Consider the following 16931-nt stretch of genomic DNA (forward strand, 5'->3'; position numbering starts at 1 on the left):
AGCTGCTTTTAAAACTTTTATGGTCTCTGAAAATACTAGCATCACCCTACCTAAGCCTTCTGACATAATGCCTAGCGAAAATTCTCAACTTCCTCTACACCTCGAAAACTCTTTAAAAAGTAGAATATATATCGAGGCTTACACATAGTGATGAAATTTAACGAACATGAACTTGCCATCAAAGATATAGCAATTCACTACTCCCACAAGCTAAAAAACCAACTGGCCGAAGACATTCTACTTGGCAAGAGAGATATCACTTCAGCTGAAGAAACTAAACTACTGACTCAGTTTTTCTGGCAAATGGCAGATCAGGCAGCTAAAGATTATCAAAACGATGGACAACCAGATATTGATGTCGACCTTGAGGATTGCATGGAAAAGCTAATGAATATTTTCATCGGCTATACCAAAAGAGCAGGCTTTAACCAACAATGGGTTGAAGAATCCAATAGGATTAACAGCACTTAAAATTTTTTTCACCATCGAGTCCAATGCCAGCTATTACCGGCCTTTCATCTATCCGTTTCTCTAGCGCTATTATTCTCGGCGACTCAATAAAACTGGCCAACAGTTTCCTACCATCAGTGAACTAAAATCATCAATAATTGTTCTATCTATTTTTTCTTCATAGACATAATAGACAATAAATCTCGGCTGCTTACCAGTGCCTAACTTTGACTCTTCATAAAAACAGAAGGAAAAGTGTTGAATAACCTCATCACCGTCTACATCTTCATAAGCCACAGTAAGAGAGTCCCATGAAGGCGAAGATATACCCTTAAGTAATTCTTTTTGGGCACGCACATTATGGTCCTTGTAAGCAACAGTCAAACCTGCAAGCTGGCTGCTGGACACATGGAAAGACACTTTCGTATCACCAAATGTTTCCGGTAGAGAATACATAAAATCTGCTTTATCCGCTTTTAATACGTCAGGAATTCCTGCCTGCGCAATCATAGAAAAATAGGCTAGCAACAATATTAAAATTCCACTTTTCATCATCCACCTTTCAGCTCTTTGGATAACACCGCCCCACCACATCAAAGACGCAAGAAATTCTAGCAAGTTAAAAATATAAATCACATCAGCTAGAAAAAAATCCTACAGGCCAATATACCGATCACCTGTGAGATATAGAACCAGACAAACAATAAAATATAGGCGCCCAAATAATCTTATTGGATTTTATTAAGTTTTCTTCAGCGTCAAAGCTGCGTAGAATCGAAAGATATTTATCAAGATTCTGGGCACTGATCAAACCGGTTTCTACAAGCCAGCAGCCCAAGATAAAACAAGGATACCGAGAATTTTCTAAAAGACCCATTCCCCAAAGGAGAACGGTAGCGTGACGTAAGAGTAAGTAAAAGGCGCTGACCCAAGGTGCGGCAACACCCCGGGCCAGCTAACCAAATTGATAGAACAGTTATCAAAGTGGCTCCATGAATGGTACGCTAGAAACCCACTCGTCTTCAATAAAAGGTTGCAAATTCAGTAACCTGAGGAGATTCCCCAAGCACTGGGAGTCTAGCGCCCGCCTTTTTTTCTTTTACGCCTACCGTTCTCGCGCCCCTCCTAATGCCCGCAACCGATATTACTTTTCTGGCCTTCCCGTTGCGGGAGGTTTGCCAATGCTTTGCGTCTCATTAGGAAACCAATATGTTGATTTTAAACCGCCGTACAGGCGAGAACCTCAGGATTGGGGAAAACGTCTCAATCACAATATTAGAAGTTAAAGGTAATCAGGTGCGGGTAGGCATAATCGCTCCCAAGACCTTGGCGGTTCACCGCGAAGAAATTTATAGAAGAATCAAAAAACAGCAGGAGCGGAATAATGGGAGATAAAAAGCAGATTCTCCCAGTAGGGTGAGCCCTAACAATCTTGCTTTGGCCCTACTACTTCAAAAACGCTAACTACCGCAACCCTTGTGTAATCGAACAATCTATCCAGCATTTAGGGCTTCCCTATTCCAAAGGTCCTAAATGCTGGACAGAAAACTTTAACACTGCTTAGGCAAGGTCAATAAATGTAACAATTTAGCCAGCTGTACCACTTAATGCAGAAGATACAAAAGCCGGCAAAATACGTTGTTCTATCAAACCCAGGGTTTTGTCATCATCTCTATGGCCGGTGATCGCAATCACCAAATCAAGATCTTCAATAGAGATCACATACTGGCCGCCACCGCCCCAACCAAACTTTGCGACATATTTCTTGTTGCCAACCTTCAGGGGCGTTCGCCAGAAGAAGTAGCCGTATGAAAAGTTGGTATAGTCAAACTCATCATCTGTGGGAACAGCCACTTTACCAGTAGCCTTGGTAATATACGCCTCCGGTATTAACTGGTGGCCGTTCCATTTTCCCTTATTAAGTACCAAAGTGCCCCACTTAACCATACTGCGCGATGTCATCATGGCTCTTGATCCTGCCTGGGGCACGCCGCTTACGGCTTCCTTCCAGTGATAGATATCTATCCCCATCTTCTCCAGTAGCTCTTCTTTAATAAAGTCACTCGCGGAGCCGGGAACTACAGCATCCAGAACCAGCATTGCAATCATTGGGTCTGAGCCTTGATATAAGTAAGTTTGCGAATCAGAAGTGATCGGCTTACTGTAACTTAGATAGATTTGGGCTAGCTTTTTCCCGGTTAACTGCTCAGGTTTTTCTAGTAAGGCATCGAGTTTTTCCTCTGCAATACGGATTCCTGACTGCATGCTCATGGCATGATTTAGTGTGACAAGGTCTGCGCCTTTAGCAAGCTGCTTCCTATCCAATCCTTTCAGGAAGGAAGTGACAGGCTTGTCTAGGTCTTCCATGGTCAAATACCCTAACTGTATCGCCCTCCCAATTGCCAGGGCTGTATAGGCCTTGGTGGCAGACGCTTGTGGGTGAGGAAAATTGACACGACCAAGGGAATAGTAGGATTCAAAAACCAGTTTGTTGTTTTGAGCAATTAGTAGGCTATCGTAAGGTGTATGTTGGTTATCAGCTATTTCTAGTGCCAGCTGTTGCAAACTCTCCTTGATTACATCTATCTCACCAACAGGAATACCGTCTTTTCTATCCGCTGGAGCTGTATCAATAAATGCTTTTTTAAGCTTTGGTATTGATCTCTCCAGGCCTGTGAGGTCACTACCATAGTCGGCCATATTTATTTCTGGAGCATGCAAATCTCCTGCGCCCGCAGTGACGCTTATGCCATACATTAAGCCGATTGCGATTAGCTTTTTCATAATCATCTTAGATCCCAAATTTAATTTTTAATTAATAAGACTCGATATACTATTGACTAGTGTTTCAGCTTATCGGCAAGCCAATAAATACTGCGAACTGATGTCTTTGGGAATGCTGTAGTGTGATTCGCCGATTCGATAACTGCCGGCTCCAGAGTTAAGTTAGCCAATTCTTGGTCCTTTAACTCACTAACGAACCTTTCTACCGTAGCGCCCAGTTCCTTCTCTAATTCTCCGTAAGCAATAAATACGTTTGTTTGCTTGGGTATATCCATCAATGGTTTGTTAGGCTCTGATTCAAGCCGAGAATCCATATAAGTGCCTATCAATCTTGATGGGCTACCGATAATGTAGTTTTGAAAAGTATCCGGTTGGCTTATTAAGGCATAAACCCCAAAGAGCCCCCCGAATGAGTAACCGAAATAAGTACGGTTATCTGGATTCGCGCGGTAATTGCTTTCGATATACTTAATAACGTCATTTCTTATAAAGGCGAGATGCTGATGGGCCTCTCCTTTATAGGTTTTTTTATCTTTATTATCTGAGGGTAGTGCTGGCTTAAAGTCCCGATATCGACTTGACCATTCATTTTCATCAGCTGGCATATCTTTCTGCCAGCCAATACCCACCAAAATGGCATCTTCCAGTGCGTATTCAGTAGTAGCCGATAGTATTTCAACTGCCCATAAAGCGTCTGTATAGTAAATAACCGGATGCTTATTAGTATCACTCTCCTCGTATTTTTCAGGCAGCTTAATAAACAGCTCGTATTCTCTATTATTGCTGGAGTCCTGAATGGGTATTATTTGGGTTGTGGATAACTCCAGGGCCTTATGCTCACCTGCTTCAAGGGCAGCGATAGGTAGCAACAGGAGAAAGGCGACTAGTAAACGCTTTTTCATATCAGTATTTATACCGTTACATGTGATCGGAGAAGCGCTCAATCTAAACAAGGAGCCAGTGAAACACCTGAAGTGCTCCTGATTTTTCGATGACTTTCTACTGCTGGCATAAAGTGCTTATTTATCAATAGGTTACAAGGCGCGCTTTAGATGTGATCAGGGTTTATGCTAGTATCGATAGCAAAAATTCAGCTCAAATTTTGCTCAGGTAGATACATCAATGGCTTCACAATATTGGGTGGGTGACTTCTTTATTGATTTATCCAGAAACCAGATCACCCGACATGAGCAATCACAAACTATCCCCCCAAAAGCCCTTGCTGTCTTAACCCACTTGGCAAAGCATCAGCGAAAGGTAGTGAGCCAGGATGAGCTACTGTCTGAAGTTTGGCCCGATACAATAGTCACACCAAATACGCTGCAAAGAAGTATTGCGCAACTTAGAAAAGCCTTGGGCGAGGATCGAAAGCAGCAGTCTTATATTAGAACCCATGCCAAACAAGGTTATAGCCTGGAATGTGATATTGTTTGGCAAGATGGTGATTCTATTCCACAGGATAAGACAGTATCGGAAGAAAACGCCCTCTCTCCTGCTCCCCCTGCACCCCCTGAGCCTGTAATAGATATACAACCAAGTAATCCGGATTATCAAACCCAGTCAGTTAAACCAAATAGATTCCCAATATTTGCGCTAATCGGGATGCTATTATTGATATTTGTTGGATTTAATTACTCTTCACCCAAGCAAAACGCTCAGCTTATATTTGATCGATTACAGGCAGTAACGGCTACGGATCACAAAGAGTTTGGCCCCTCATATTCACCTGATGGTGAATATATTATATTTAATCGTTATTTGGATAAGCTCTGTGTTAATAAAATCTGGGCCAGGAATATACATACCCAGCAGGAAACGGAATTAACTCCCGAATGGGGTACTTATGGCCGCCATACATTATCTCCGGATGGCAAAAAACTGGTATTTATTTCAGAAGAAGACTGTACCATACCGCTAACCCAGAATACCTGTTACAACCTGGTAAGCCTGGACTTCCAAGAGGCATTAGTAAGTCCGCAACAGCCAAGTGTATTAATGCGCTGTAAAAACTCGGCCATTAAGAATCCGGCATGGTTAAATAACAATGATCTCGCTATTTTGCATAAAGAGTCTGATCGTTGGCGGTTAATCAAATATTCCGTGAGTGATAACAGCAGTCAGGTACTTTATGACCTGGAAGAGGGAAACCTAGCCCACTTTGATTATTCAATCGATGACGATTTAATAGCCGTCACCAGCTATCATCAAGATGGCCGGCTTTATATCGATATGCTGGATTCTAAGGGGGCGCTTTTAACCAGCCATCCGATTGACTATCCAGATGAGATATCTGAACACAGAGCCATTTCCCCTAACTTTTCACCGAGAGAGGATGAGCTAATCTTTAGTACAGGGCGAAGACTCTTCTCTCTCACCTATGATGGCAAGGTCAGTAGAATTCAGTTACCTCTGGACCAGTCTGCCAGCTCTCCAGACTTTCATCCAGGTGGACATAGAGCACTGGTTATTAAAGGGCAATACGATAGTGATATTGCCTTGATACCGCTAAACCTGCCTGGAGCTAGCACCACACCTTCAGAAGAAGATGTCAGCACAATTTACCCAAGCGCCACACGGTCGATTTCCGGGGAGGATGACGGTATTTTCCAACCCAATGGCAACTTGATTGCGTTTACCTCCAGGCGCTCTGGTGAAGACCAGGTGTGGGTGACTGATGGTAGTGATTTACGGCAGGTATCTCAGTTTCCAATCGATACCAATATCGACGGTATCCATTGGTCTGCCGATGGAGAAAGTATTCTGGTAAATGCCAATAACAAGCTCAATAAAATTTTCTTGGATGGCCGTGTAGAGGGCTTGCCCCTGAATGCGCCTGTTGATCAGCTCTTCCAGTGGGACAGTATCGATAATTCAGCGTTATTATCCTTGACGATTAAAGGGGTTACAAAATTTGCAGAAGTCAACTTGGATAGCCTTGAGCCCAGGTTTATCAATGAAAAACCAGTTAGCTGGGCCCAAAGAGCTAAAGATGGCCGGTTGATCTATATGGACCATATGAATCGCTTCTGGCAACCTGGCGCCGCGGAAGACCAGCTTATCGAGAAGCTAACTGATCAAGGTAGCGAAAAGAGATTTGTTATCAAAGATAATGTGATTTACTCAATCAATCGAGACGACCAGCTGTGGTCATACAATCTCGACACCGATAACTTTTCCATTTTGAGGGAAATGCATAGGGATATCGATTACTTGACCGATATTAATCAAGAGAACCTGATGATTACCTATGTTGTTGCCGCTAAAAAGGAGGTGGCTGAGCTTTTCTTACGGCAATAGCATTACGACAATACACTCTTTTTATTTCTAAAAAAATAAGATGGTTTCCTAAAAACCATCTTACTATTCCATCACGATATGATACGAACTTTAATATTGCTAAAGCTCAATTAAAGAACTACATAGCTACCTAAATAATCTCATAAGCTGATCAACTACCCACATATGGAGCTGGCTGTGATTAGATCGGCTGTGCCATGCTGCAATGACTTCAAATTTTGGGGTTTGTGTATCCAAATTGAGAGGAATCACTTTCTTATTGGGCAACAATCTTGAGGGGTAAAAAGCAATTGTGTCAGTGGCAGCAATAATATCTGGTGCGGCTGAAAAGCAAGGTACTGACATTACGATATTGCGCTTTAGTCCTTGCATAGCAAACCATTCATCGTGAGACCCTCTCAAGTTCGGGCGAGAAGGCGAAATAATCAATTGTGGAAGCTCGGCTACGTCAGCCAAAGTCAATGACCTGCCCTTTAGAGGAGATTTTTTTCCTGCAATACAAACATGTTGCTCTTCAAATAACAGTTTGTAAGGCAGGTCATCCGGGATGAAATCAGGGAAAGTGAGCGCTAGATCGATCTCGCCGGCAACCATTAATTGATTTAGGTTATCTGTTTCAAAATCCCTAACAATAACTTTAAGCTCTGGAGCAGATTTACGGACAACCTCTAGTAGTTGGGGTAGTACCGATTGAATCGCATAGTCTGTGGCGCTAATGCTAAAAACCCCCTTATAGGTTGCCGGGTCAAAAGCTATTGGGGTCAGCAGTGACTCTACATCCTTTAAAATGCTGCTGATCCTGCCGCCCAGTTGTTCGGCAATAGGAGTGGGCACCATGCCGTTACCTTGCCTAATGAACAGACGGTCATCAAATACCTCCCTCAACTTACGCAGCTGTTCACTGATTGCTTGCTGAGTTAACCCTACCTTTTCCGCTACCCGCGATAGGTTTCTCTCTTGCAGTAGCGCTTCCAATATACGTAGCTGTTTCAGGTCTAACCGACTTATACCATTCATATTTGTAACCAGGACAAAGAGTAGTTGTTTCTAATTGTATCTTTGCCTATCTATTATTCCCACCATCGTAAGGCACAGCCACATCTGGCTGGGGCTATTTAATAGCCCAAGTAGTTACTCTTCTAATTATCTGGAGATAGATATGAGCCGACCCACTAAGCGCTTTGCTCCTCAGGAATCTTATAAATTATTTATTGGTGGTGAATGGGTTAATAGCAACTCGGGGCGTACGATGGACAGCCTCAATCCTGCTACAGGCGAATTACTGACTCGCATACCGTTGGCCGATTCAAGTGATGTCGATGCTGCTGTCATTGCGGCAGAAAAGGCGTTCCCCATCTGGAAACTTACTTCCGCTATTGAACGACAGGATGCACTGCTCAAAATTGCAGACATGCTTGCAGAAAAGAAAGCATTCTTCGCCCACCTTGAGGCATTGGAAACCGGCAAGCCAATTCGCGAAACTTCAAATATTGATATCCCACTGGCCATAGACCACTTTCGCTACTTTGCAGGGGTTATCCGCTCTCACAGCGACGAAGCGGTGATGATTGATGATCAAACCATGAGCTTGGTATTCAGCGAGCCAATGGGTGTAGTCGGTCAGGTAATCCCATGGAACTACCCTCTGCTGATGGCCGCCTGGAAGATTGCACCCGCTATCGCAACCGGTAACACCGTAGTGATTAAGCCATCCGAGATGACTTCATCCACCCTGCTGGAGCTGACCAAGATTTTCAAGGAAGTATTACCAGATGGTGTGGTGAACGTTGTCACCGGCGTAGGCCCAGAAGCGGGCCAGGCTTTACTGGATCACCCTAAAGTCGCGAAGCTGGCCTTCACCGGGTCTACTGGCATCGGCTATAACGTGGCCAAAGCTGCGGCTGATAAATTGGTACCAGCTACATTGGAGCTGGGTGGCAAGTCAGCCAATATCGTATTCCCCGACACAAACTGGGAAAAAGCCCTGGAGGGCGGAGCCCTGTCTATCCTGCTGAACCAGGGACAAGTCTGTGAATCTGGTGCCCGCCTTTTTGTCCACGAAACTATCTTCGACCGTTTTACCATTGAATTAAAAGCCAAGTTTGAATCTGTAAATGTCGGCGATCCGATGGACCCCAACACACAGATGGGCAGCCAGATCAGTGAAGCGCAAATGAACCGTATTCTTGGCTACATAGATATTGCCAAAGAAGAAGGTGCGAAGATCCTTACCGGCGGTAAGCGGCTGCAAAAACCCGGAATGGAACAGGGTTTTTATATTGAGCCGACAATTATTACCCATGCCGATAACGCTATGAAAGTGGCTCAGGAGGAAATCTTTGGCCCGGTTGTTGTAGTGATTCCTTTCTCCTCTGAGGAGGAAGTTATAGCGATGGCCAACCAATCCGATTATGGCTTGGCTGGCGCTGTGTGGACTCAAGATATCAACCGAGCGTTGCGTGTTGCACGAGCCGTGGAAACAGGCCGCATGTGGGTGAATACCTATCACGAACTCCCTGCCCATGCACCGTTCGGCGGTTACAAGAAATCCGGTATCGGGCGTGAAACCCATAAATCGATGATTGATGCCTACACGCAAAAGAAGAATATCTTTATCAGCCTTAATGAAAAGCCCTACGGTCTTTTTTAAACCTCACTGCAATAAGCTTTTAGCAGGAAAGTAGTTATGAAAAACGAAGCACTGTTCAGTGAAATCAACCTGGGCCCTTACACCCTGAAAAACCGCATTGTGCTGCCGCCGCTTACCCGGTCGCGTAGTTCACAGCCTGGCAACATCGCTAATGACTTAATGGCCAACTACTACGCTCAGCGAGCTGGTGCGGGCTTTATGGTTACAGAGGGCACGCAAATTGAGCCCCGCGGCCAGGGTTATGCCTGGACTCCCGGAATTTATTCACAGGACCAGGTCGAAGGCTGGAAAAAAGTGACCAAAGCCGTACACGATCAAGGCGGTATTATTTTTGCCCAGCTTTGGCATGTGGGGCGTGTATCCCACACATCACTGCAGCCGGGTGGAGGGGCTCCCGTTGCGCCGTCTGCAATCCGAGCAGATGCGGTAAAGGTATTTATTGAGACAGGGCCAGGGCAAGGTGCTTTGGCTGAACCCAGTGATCCTCGCGCGCTGACAACAGAAGAAGTTAAAGAACTGGTGCAGCTCTATGCCCAGGCAGCACGCAATGCTTTGGAAGCAGGCTTCGACGGCGTTGAGCTGCATTGTGCCAATGGTTATCTTGTAAACCAGTTTATTTCTGAGCATACCAACCAACGCGATGACGAGTATGGCGGTAGCCTGGAGAACCGACTGCGTTTCCTCAAAGAGATTGTTGCAGCGGTATCAGCAGAGGTAGGTAATGATCGTCTCGGCGTTCGATTTGCTCCGCTGTTTGAAAGTACCAATGAGGACCGTGTTTATCTTGGCCTGGTGGAGAGTGACCCACACACAACCTATATCGAAGCTATCAAACTATTGAACGAGGCGGGAATTGCTTACCTATCTTTAGCAGAAGCGGATTGGGATAATGCACCGGATTTACCTGAGAATTTCTACCAGGAAGTACGAGAGATCTTTGGCGGGCGCATCATGTATGCCGGCAAGTATTCCCCAGAGAAGGCTTTGCGGGTGCTGCAGGCGGGTAACGGAGATATCTTTGGTTTTGGCCGCCCTTTTATTGCCAATCCGGACCTTCCCACACGTATTCGCAATGATTGGCCTCTTAATAAGGTTGACCCGGAAACCATGTATGGCGGTACCGATGAAGGCTATACCGATTACCCTTCTTACCAGCCATAATTTTTAACAGTTCCTTAACAGGACATAAAAAAAGCCCCAGTAATTGAAGGTTACTGGGGCTTTAAACTTACTCGTAAAACTTCTTGGATTCCTGAGGTAATTTTCAGTGTTTTTCCAGACACTAAAATAACTATTAATCCCTTTGGATACCTCGACTAAATTGTGATTTACTTCGAGATAATTATTAAAAACTAAAAGTCCACTCGGGCATCCAGTTCAAAGCCCAGGTTTCCAGGACTTTATCAAAGCCACTCAACACCATAATCCCAAGCAACAAAAGTATGGCACCAAGTGCTACTTTGCCACCAACAGCAAAAGCGCCAACTGATGGTGATAAGCGGCTATAAATTTTCCGTGATAGCCCGCCTGCCACCAGTAGCGCAGCACCGGTACCAAGCCCAAAAGAAAACATCACCATAAATGACTGGCCTAGTTGCTGGCCCATGGAAGCAAGCGCGATTGCTGCACCTAGCGTGGGACCTACGCAGGGCAACCAGATAATTCCTGTGAGAAAGCCGATACCAAACTGTCCGGCCCAGGCGCCATCACCAGTAATGCTCGCCCCTGCGGTAACTTTCGCCAAACGCAAGGTCACCCAGTCGGAAAGGGGTTTGATCAGTAGAATAAGGGCAACGGCCACAAGCAGGATTGCAGCAATATAGCGAAATAGCTCTGGGTCCAGCCCTAAAGAAACCAACAGGAAACTGAGTACAGTTCCAGCCAGGGCAAATGACAAGCTGAGCCCTACGGCGAGCGCATAAGGTCCCCAGCGCCCAGCACTGCTGGAGGCGCCAACCACCATTGGCACCAGCGGCCAAACACAGGGGGAGAGAATACTAAGTGTGCCCGCAATCAAGGCCAGGGGGATGGCGCTGACTTCAAGCATTTTCGCCGCAGGCCTTAACTGAGTTAAAGATATTCTGGCGAATAACATCAGCGCGTGTTTCAGCAACACTGAACCATACCTGCTTGTCCCCACGATAGAGCAGCAGGGTTGACTGCCTCGGCGCACGGAAATGCTTTACCCACTCTTTTTGCTTGTCGAAATTCACATTAAGGATTGTGAGGCCGCACTGGGGGTTATCTTCCTGGAACTGCGCAAGAATTATGCCCTGCTTCTTACAGGTAGGGCACCAGTCTGCCCGTACATCAATCAATACGGGTTGCTTGGCAGCTTGCAGCTCTTTGAAGCGCTCTTCGGAGAAGGGCTCTCCTGCTGATGCGAAGGGCACGATAAGAAGGAAGGAAGTTACAAGCAAAGTGCGTAGAAATAAGTGAAGAACTTTCATGCTAATCATATCCTCAGTATAAAAATGCACACCCCAGCGGAAAGGTAAAAATTGGGTGCATTGCAACCTTAGTCGGCGTAGGCCGCAAATTATTACAGTCCATAATGAGGAACTTCTTAACAGATACTTACTATAGAGCCGTCCACACTTACCATGGCTTGGATACAACACACTCCAAAAGCCAAGCCAGCTCAGGATTCAAAGGAGAGCCAAAACGCCGGATAAAAGAGAAATCCAGGGGGTAAGACGTGAAAATGTGCAGCTAATCCAATCGCTCAAGAAATGACTCAAAGCCCCAGATTCGTCTTAAAAGCTGATTATCCGCCCCTGGCTATAAAGTAGAAAAACGCAAAGATTTCGTCATGCTAAGCCAGGAATGCCAAGTACATTTCAAAGGCCTCAAAACCAGGCTAAGCAGATCCTCCTACTCTCTAGGAAAGCATGCACATTGGAACTCTGAGGATTCTGGCCAATTAATCGTTGGGAATGGGGAATCTGTAGGTCTCAAAAGTTAACCTAATTTATTGAGGGATGAACATAGGATACTAAATTAGCGGATTTTTTATTTCCGGCCAATCTTTTTATGTATCACCATTAATATCAGCGGAATCACCAGCCAACCCAAAGACCAAACCACAGGGCTGATGAATGCAAGTCCAATAGTAAGTACTGCGACGAAGGGTTCAGTCGTTGCGCTTTTGAAGACGTTATCTTTTTCATTGCTGGTAAGGGATGTGTTAGCGAAGCCCATCTTGCGGGCATACTGCCAGCCTGCGAGCCCGATAAATCCCGATAGCGCAAGGCATACACTCTGGCCAACGGTGGACGAGATGCTCACTAATTTAGGGTCATTGATCGCAAAATAGAGATAAAAACATACGACCACCTGCTGCAATAACACCAGCGAAGTATGGATATTATTGGACTGCTCAACGGGCCCAAGTAATTTATGCGTCAGATTCCACTGTACGAGCGTTAGTCCTACGGCAATAAATAGGCGGAAAATCTCTTGGGAATTCTCCACTAAAAGACTCAGAAGGCCAAATTCAAGCTTTATCCAAGCCATATCTTCTCCCGAAGGAAGATATAAAACGAAGTTGACAAATAAGAGCGCGTAAGCGACATCAATGAAATTTTCAAGTCGCCGCAGGCGGCAATGCCTTATTGCAATAGTTCCAGTATCTATATGGCGCATCAGGGAGACCAGACTTTTTAGCCACAGTGAGTCTCGTTATAGCAGACACCGGATGCTGTATAGGTGCAAAAAATAGACTGAAAGCCAGTAATTTTTACGCCTCCCAGTAAAAAGAGACAGAGAAAAGGGCCGGCCTGTTATTTGCTCTTAGATAACTTTTCGCCTGAAGAAGATAGTTCGATTAATGATCTAACTGGTACTACTGCCATCATTATTACGCTAAAAGCTGATAGCCGGCCAATTTTGGTTGATAAGCAGACAGATCGAGCACAATTCAAACAAGGCAATACTATTAATCGATTGACTTCAAACAGAATCTACATAAGATCCTACGAAATTAACCCGGATAAAGATTTAACAACCATTTGCATAGCTATCCGGTCGCTGGGTTTGGTCAGTAGACCTCCTGACAAGATCCCCACTTTTCCAGTGGTTAAACGAATACAATTTTTACAGCCAGCAGAAAAAAGTATAATTATTTTTCTAGAAAAATTGATGATGCAAAAAAGTTTATTGAACTCAATGCCGGTAAAAATACCTTCAGCTGCAAACCTTACCGTATCCAGTATGAAAACCAGCCTAAGTAAAAATCTCAGAGCTGGCTTTTGAAAGAATTGGCACGGTATCCTGAAGCAGTCAGATTAGAGGCTGAAAACACTCAATCGTCAGAAAAAATAGCAAGAGGAGTGACAGTGCTCCTTATCCATTTATCTTGGACAGCCCAACCTAAGCATTGCTTTGAATAATAAGTCAATAATACCCAGCAACCATATAAAAATGGGGTAATTATGGAAGGTGAATTACTTTCACTTCGAGCCGAACTCGCCCTGCTGGAGCGGGACAATCAACGCCGGCTGGAGACCTTCGAACGACGGCTCTCCGCCCTTGAGGCACAGCTCAGGCGGGACGATACAGAAACCAAAGAAGCCTTGGTAGAAAGTACTGCTGAGTTAGAAGACGAACTGGCCCTGCTTATGGGCACACCCTCCAAGCCCCGCCAAACCATTCAGCAAGCTCATTCAGCAACCATACCTTCAGCAACGGCAACTCCTACCCCGAAATCTTCTGAATCCAAATCAACGCCTGAGAGAGCCGGTAAACCATCAGTAGCCACTCCATGGTTACAAGAAGGCCTGGCCAGCCTATTGGCACCAACCCTGGAACCGCTCAATCGCGTGTGGGAGCCCCTTGCAAACTTTTATCGCCATTACCAGCGCCAGGGTAAAGCCCCGGTATTCTTTATGACCGCTGCCGGCATACTGGCACTGGTATTTGGCTTCGCATACTTGCTGCAGTTCTCTTTCAACAACTATTTGGGCCCGGCCGGTAAGGTGATCTTGGGCTTTCTGGTTGCGGCAGCAACCACTTTTGGCGGTGTGACTTTTAGCCGGCGTATGCCCCATATGGCGGACTACGGCTCTGGATTAATAGCGCTCGGAGTGATTCTTCTCTACCTGTGTGGGTACTTTGCCGGGCCTTACTATCAGTTGCTGCCTGTTCCTGTTGGAGTCGGCCTGTTGGTGGCGACAACAGGGCTCTCTTACTTACTGGCCCTATTATTTGAGACACGAGTGGTGTCTATGGTGACCCTGCTGGGCGGTGCCACCATGCCTTTGGTGGCGAATCATTTTGATCCTTCCGCACTTGTTTACCTCAGCTATTTATTGGCACTCGCCCTGGCGATGCTGCATTTATCCAGGCAGATACGCTGGCCACAGCTTGCGATCGTCACTATGGTACTGAGCGCAGGCATGTTGGAGTTTTCGATCTCAAACCTGGATGAGGCCGTCCCAAACTGGGGACCATTGTTGATATTGCACGGCTTCTTTTATGGCTTTGCCCATTACGCCTTGCGGGGTCTAAACGCTGAATTGATAGAGTCCAAAGGGCTGGAGCGAAGGCGCCTGATTATTATTGCCGCAAACCTGGTGCTGTTTATCCACATCAGCTGGTCGCTCGCACCCAACAGTAACGCACTGGGCATTGTGTGGCTGCTGAACCTTCTACCCTGGATGGCTCTGGCCATTTATTCACGCTGGCTGTTTGGCTACAACGCCATCAGCATTTCCGCCCGTGTTGTACAGAATATGGCTCTACTACACGGTGGATTACTGGCAGGCTTGGCAATCCTTGCGTTGTGCAGTCCCGCTTTATTGGGGATTGTCTGGTGCCTAGAGGGATTGTTGCTGATTTTTCTCGGTGCCCGTTTTGGTTTTATCAGTGTAAGAAGCGAGGGTTACATCGCCCTATCTGCAGCTGGCATTACCATGCTGTGGCAAGCTCTGACCTGGGTAGCTGGCGGAGTTGTTCCCGCACCAATGTTGCTGTCATTAAGCGCAGATGCTGGTTGGGGTAACTGGTTGGCGCTCTGTGCGGCTGCCTTCGCATTAACCCGACTGTTGCAGCACTGCGCAGATCGGATTACTCCTAGAGAGCACCATTTAACCTCTTTCGCAGATAACGCTTTTGTGGTGTTTTTATCCGCAAGCTTTCTGCTATCTGTTGGCATCCTCTGGCCCCAGGGTATGTGGCTGCTTGCCTTGCTACCGATGGGCTTTTTAATCTGGCACGGCAAGCGTACTGGCTCAGCATTTAGTGAATGGTTTGGACTCAGCCATTACTTACTGCTGTTTATCCCACTACTCGCGAGTGCATCGATTGTGGGTAACTTGCATTTCTACGATCAAATACCTTACGGAAAGATCGCTAGTGTAGAGGCCTTCCTTAGCTTGTGGATGATTGCAGCTCTGTATAAACACCTGGATATGCAATCCACTGGCTTCTCTCTGGCACTCAATTTGCGCAAGCTGTTTTACGCTCTGGTGCCAATATTTTTCCTACCAACAGTACTTTATAAGGCCAACGACTACTTCCCCATCGCCGTTTGGCTGTCTGGCGCTATCGCCCTGGCACTTTATACACACCTGAAACTGGAGGTATTAAAACAGGAACTGCGCATATTGATCGCAGGCGCAAGCTTTGTAGCAATAATCAGTTGTGCTCTGCAGGAGTTCGCCAACTGGCAAGGGTTTGCCTTGAGTGGGTTGCTGTTGGGGCTGGTATCAATGGCTGCACTGTTGTGGATCGGCCAGGGATTGCGGCGGAAGCCAGTCGGCCAGGATTGGCGGTTGGCCCTACATCGGGCACTTAAGCCACTCTTTCCATTGGCCTTTTACTATCTCGCGGCAACGCTACTTATTATTAGCTACGCACTAAGCCGTGACTTTGCACTGGCACTTTTACTATGCCAGCTGTACTTCGCCGGTCTGTATATTTTTAAACCCCAATTAGCGCCGCTGCGCAACCAGTTGACCCCCCTTTATATGCTGAGTCTGCGCCTGTTTGAGTTTATTACCTTGTTGCAAGTTGCAGCGGTCATTGCCAATTCCGCTAAAGCGCCAACGTTGGGAGTGTATAACCTGGTGGCCCTGGGAATTGCTTCGCTGCTGGTTTATCAGCGCTTTTTCGCCAATAGAGCCGTATGGCCCGGCCGCAGGCTGTTTAACCTGTGGGTGCTGCACCTTACAGCTATTCCAGTTTATATTGCCCTGTTGGCACAGATACTGGAAACCATGTGGCTACCGGCATTATCTTTTGCCTTGGTGTTGCATGCAACGCTGCTGCTGTTCCAGACCCTGAAACCAGATACCCAGAAGTTACTGAAGCTTTCACTCATTTTGTATGGCACTGCCGCACTAAAAATTGTGCTTTGGGATATGCAGGACTTTTCCCTGATACAAAAGATTGTGGTCTGTATGCTGGTGGGGCTATGCATGCTGGGGTCTGCATTCCAGTATCAGAAATTTCTGACCCCCAGAAATTGAAAATACCAAAAATACTGATTAGCTTATCTCAAAAATGAAATGGGCCTTTTTAGGCCCATTACTATTTACAGTTGTTAAATTATTTATGATTTGTGTGAGGTTATACAAGAACTCCATATGCTCTATCTTTTGAAGCAATACTTACAAAGGCTTGGCACAGATCACCCTCTATATTGCTGCTAAAGACGTCTTATCACATCAAAGAACGCCTTACCCCAACCGCCCATTTGCCGGCCAACTACACTGAATGCGTAACTCCATTTCGATAAAATGCGCAGGGA

General features: G+C 45.9%; 14 protein-coding genes. 7 read left to right on the top strand and 7 right to left on the bottom strand.

Features of this window, described 5'->3' with window-relative positions; genetic code table 11:
- The first annotated feature begins 150 nt into the window (after positions 1-150).
- Positions 151-471: a hypothetical protein gene (locus tag ACJJI7_RS03150; RefSeq protein WP_444900979.1), complete on the top strand. Its 321-nt coding sequence runs from the start codon at positions 151-153 to the stop codon at positions 469-471.
- A 69-nt stretch (positions 472-540) separates the two neighbouring features.
- Here ACJJI7_RS03150 and ACJJI7_RS03155 read toward each other — a convergent pair whose 3' ends face one another.
- Complete coding sequence (locus ACJJI7_RS03155) at positions 541-1086, bottom strand: hypothetical protein (protein ID WP_444900978.1); 546 nt, start codon at positions 1084-1086, stop codon at positions 541-543.
- Positions 1087-1659: 573 nt separating this feature from the next.
- Here ACJJI7_RS03155 and csrA point away from each other — a divergent pair.
- Complete coding sequence (csrA, locus tag ACJJI7_RS03160; protein WP_020414597.1) at positions 1660-1845, top strand: carbon storage regulator CsrA; 186 nt, start codon at positions 1660-1662, stop codon at positions 1843-1845.
- A gap of 192 nt (positions 1846-2037) precedes the next feature.
- Here csrA and ACJJI7_RS03165 read toward each other — a convergent pair whose 3' ends face one another.
- Positions 2038-3234: a serine hydrolase domain-containing protein gene (locus ACJJI7_RS03165; RefSeq protein ID WP_169337137.1), complete on the bottom strand. Its 1197-nt coding sequence runs from the start codon at positions 3232-3234 to the stop codon at positions 2038-2040.
- Positions 3235-3290: 56 nt separating this feature from the next.
- The gene (locus ACJJI7_RS03170; RefSeq protein ID WP_444900977.1) at positions 3291-4136 is read right to left on the bottom strand and encodes an alpha/beta hydrolase; all 846 of its coding nucleotides are present in this window, start codon (positions 4134-4136) and stop codon (positions 3291-3293) included.
- A 220-nt stretch (positions 4137-4356) separates the two neighbouring features.
- Here ACJJI7_RS03170 and ACJJI7_RS03175 point away from each other — a divergent pair, with 220 nt between their 5' ends.
- Positions 4357-6531 (top strand): winged helix-turn-helix domain-containing protein, encoded by a 2175-nt coding sequence (locus ACJJI7_RS03175; RefSeq protein ID WP_444900976.1) that lies wholly within the window; start codon positions 4357-4359, stop codon positions 6529-6531.
- A gap of 126 nt (positions 6532-6657) precedes the next feature.
- Here ACJJI7_RS03175 and ACJJI7_RS03180 read toward each other — a convergent pair whose 3' ends face one another.
- Positions 6658-7548, bottom strand: a complete 891-nt coding sequence (locus ACJJI7_RS03180) for a LysR family transcriptional regulator (protein ID WP_020414593.1) — start codon at positions 7546-7548, stop codon at positions 6658-6660.
- A gap of 142 nt (positions 7549-7690) precedes the next feature.
- Between ACJJI7_RS03180 and ACJJI7_RS03185 the strand changes: the two genes are divergently transcribed.
- Together ACJJI7_RS03185 and ACJJI7_RS03190 are read left to right on the top strand one after the other, a co-directional pair.
- Positions 7691-9181: an aldehyde dehydrogenase family protein gene (locus tag ACJJI7_RS03185; protein WP_444900975.1), complete on the top strand. Its 1491-nt coding sequence runs from the start codon at positions 7691-7693 to the stop codon at positions 9179-9181.
- A gap of 36 nt (positions 9182-9217) precedes the next feature.
- Positions 9218-10342 carry an alkene reductase gene (locus ACJJI7_RS03190; protein ID WP_444900974.1) on the top strand — a complete coding sequence of 375 codons (1125 nt, stop codon included), beginning with the start codon at positions 9218-9220 and terminating at the stop codon, positions 10340-10342.
- Positions 10343-10526: 184 nt separating this feature from the next.
- Here ACJJI7_RS03190 and ACJJI7_RS03195 read toward each other — a convergent pair whose 3' ends face one another.
- The 3 genes from ACJJI7_RS03195 to ACJJI7_RS03205 form a co-directional block, all read right to left on the bottom strand.
- Positions 10527-11228, bottom strand: a complete 702-nt coding sequence (locus tag ACJJI7_RS03195) for a cytochrome c biogenesis CcdA family protein (protein WP_020414590.1) — start codon at positions 11226-11228, stop codon at positions 10527-10529.
- Entirely contained in the window at positions 11221-11631 is a 411-nt protein-coding gene (locus tag ACJJI7_RS03200; protein WP_444900973.1) for a thioredoxin family protein, read from the bottom strand. Before ACJJI7_RS03200 ends, ACJJI7_RS03195 begins: the two co-directional genes overlap by 8 nt.
- A 562-nt stretch (positions 11632-12193) precedes the next feature.
- A complete protein-coding gene (locus ACJJI7_RS03205; RefSeq protein WP_353375685.1) occupies positions 12194-12826 on the bottom strand; it encodes a hypothetical protein in 633 nt (210 codons plus the stop codon).
- 141 nt (positions 12827-12967) lie between these two features.
- On the opposite strand from ACJJI7_RS03205, the gene ACJJI7_RS03210 reads away from it, so the two are divergent.
- Together ACJJI7_RS03210 and ACJJI7_RS03215 are read left to right on the top strand one after the other, a co-directional pair.
- On the top strand, positions 12968-13435 hold the full coding sequence (locus ACJJI7_RS03210; protein WP_020414587.1) for a hypothetical protein: 468 nt from the start codon (positions 12968-12970) through the stop codon (positions 13433-13435).
- Between the two features lie 179 nt (positions 13436-13614).
- On the top strand, positions 13615-16650 hold the full coding sequence (locus ACJJI7_RS03215; RefSeq protein ID WP_444900971.1) for a DUF2339 domain-containing protein: 3036 nt from the start codon (positions 13615-13617) through the stop codon (positions 16648-16650).
- Positions 16651-16931 lie beyond the last annotated feature (281 nt).

The organism is Microbulbifer variabilis, assembly GCF_056232115.1.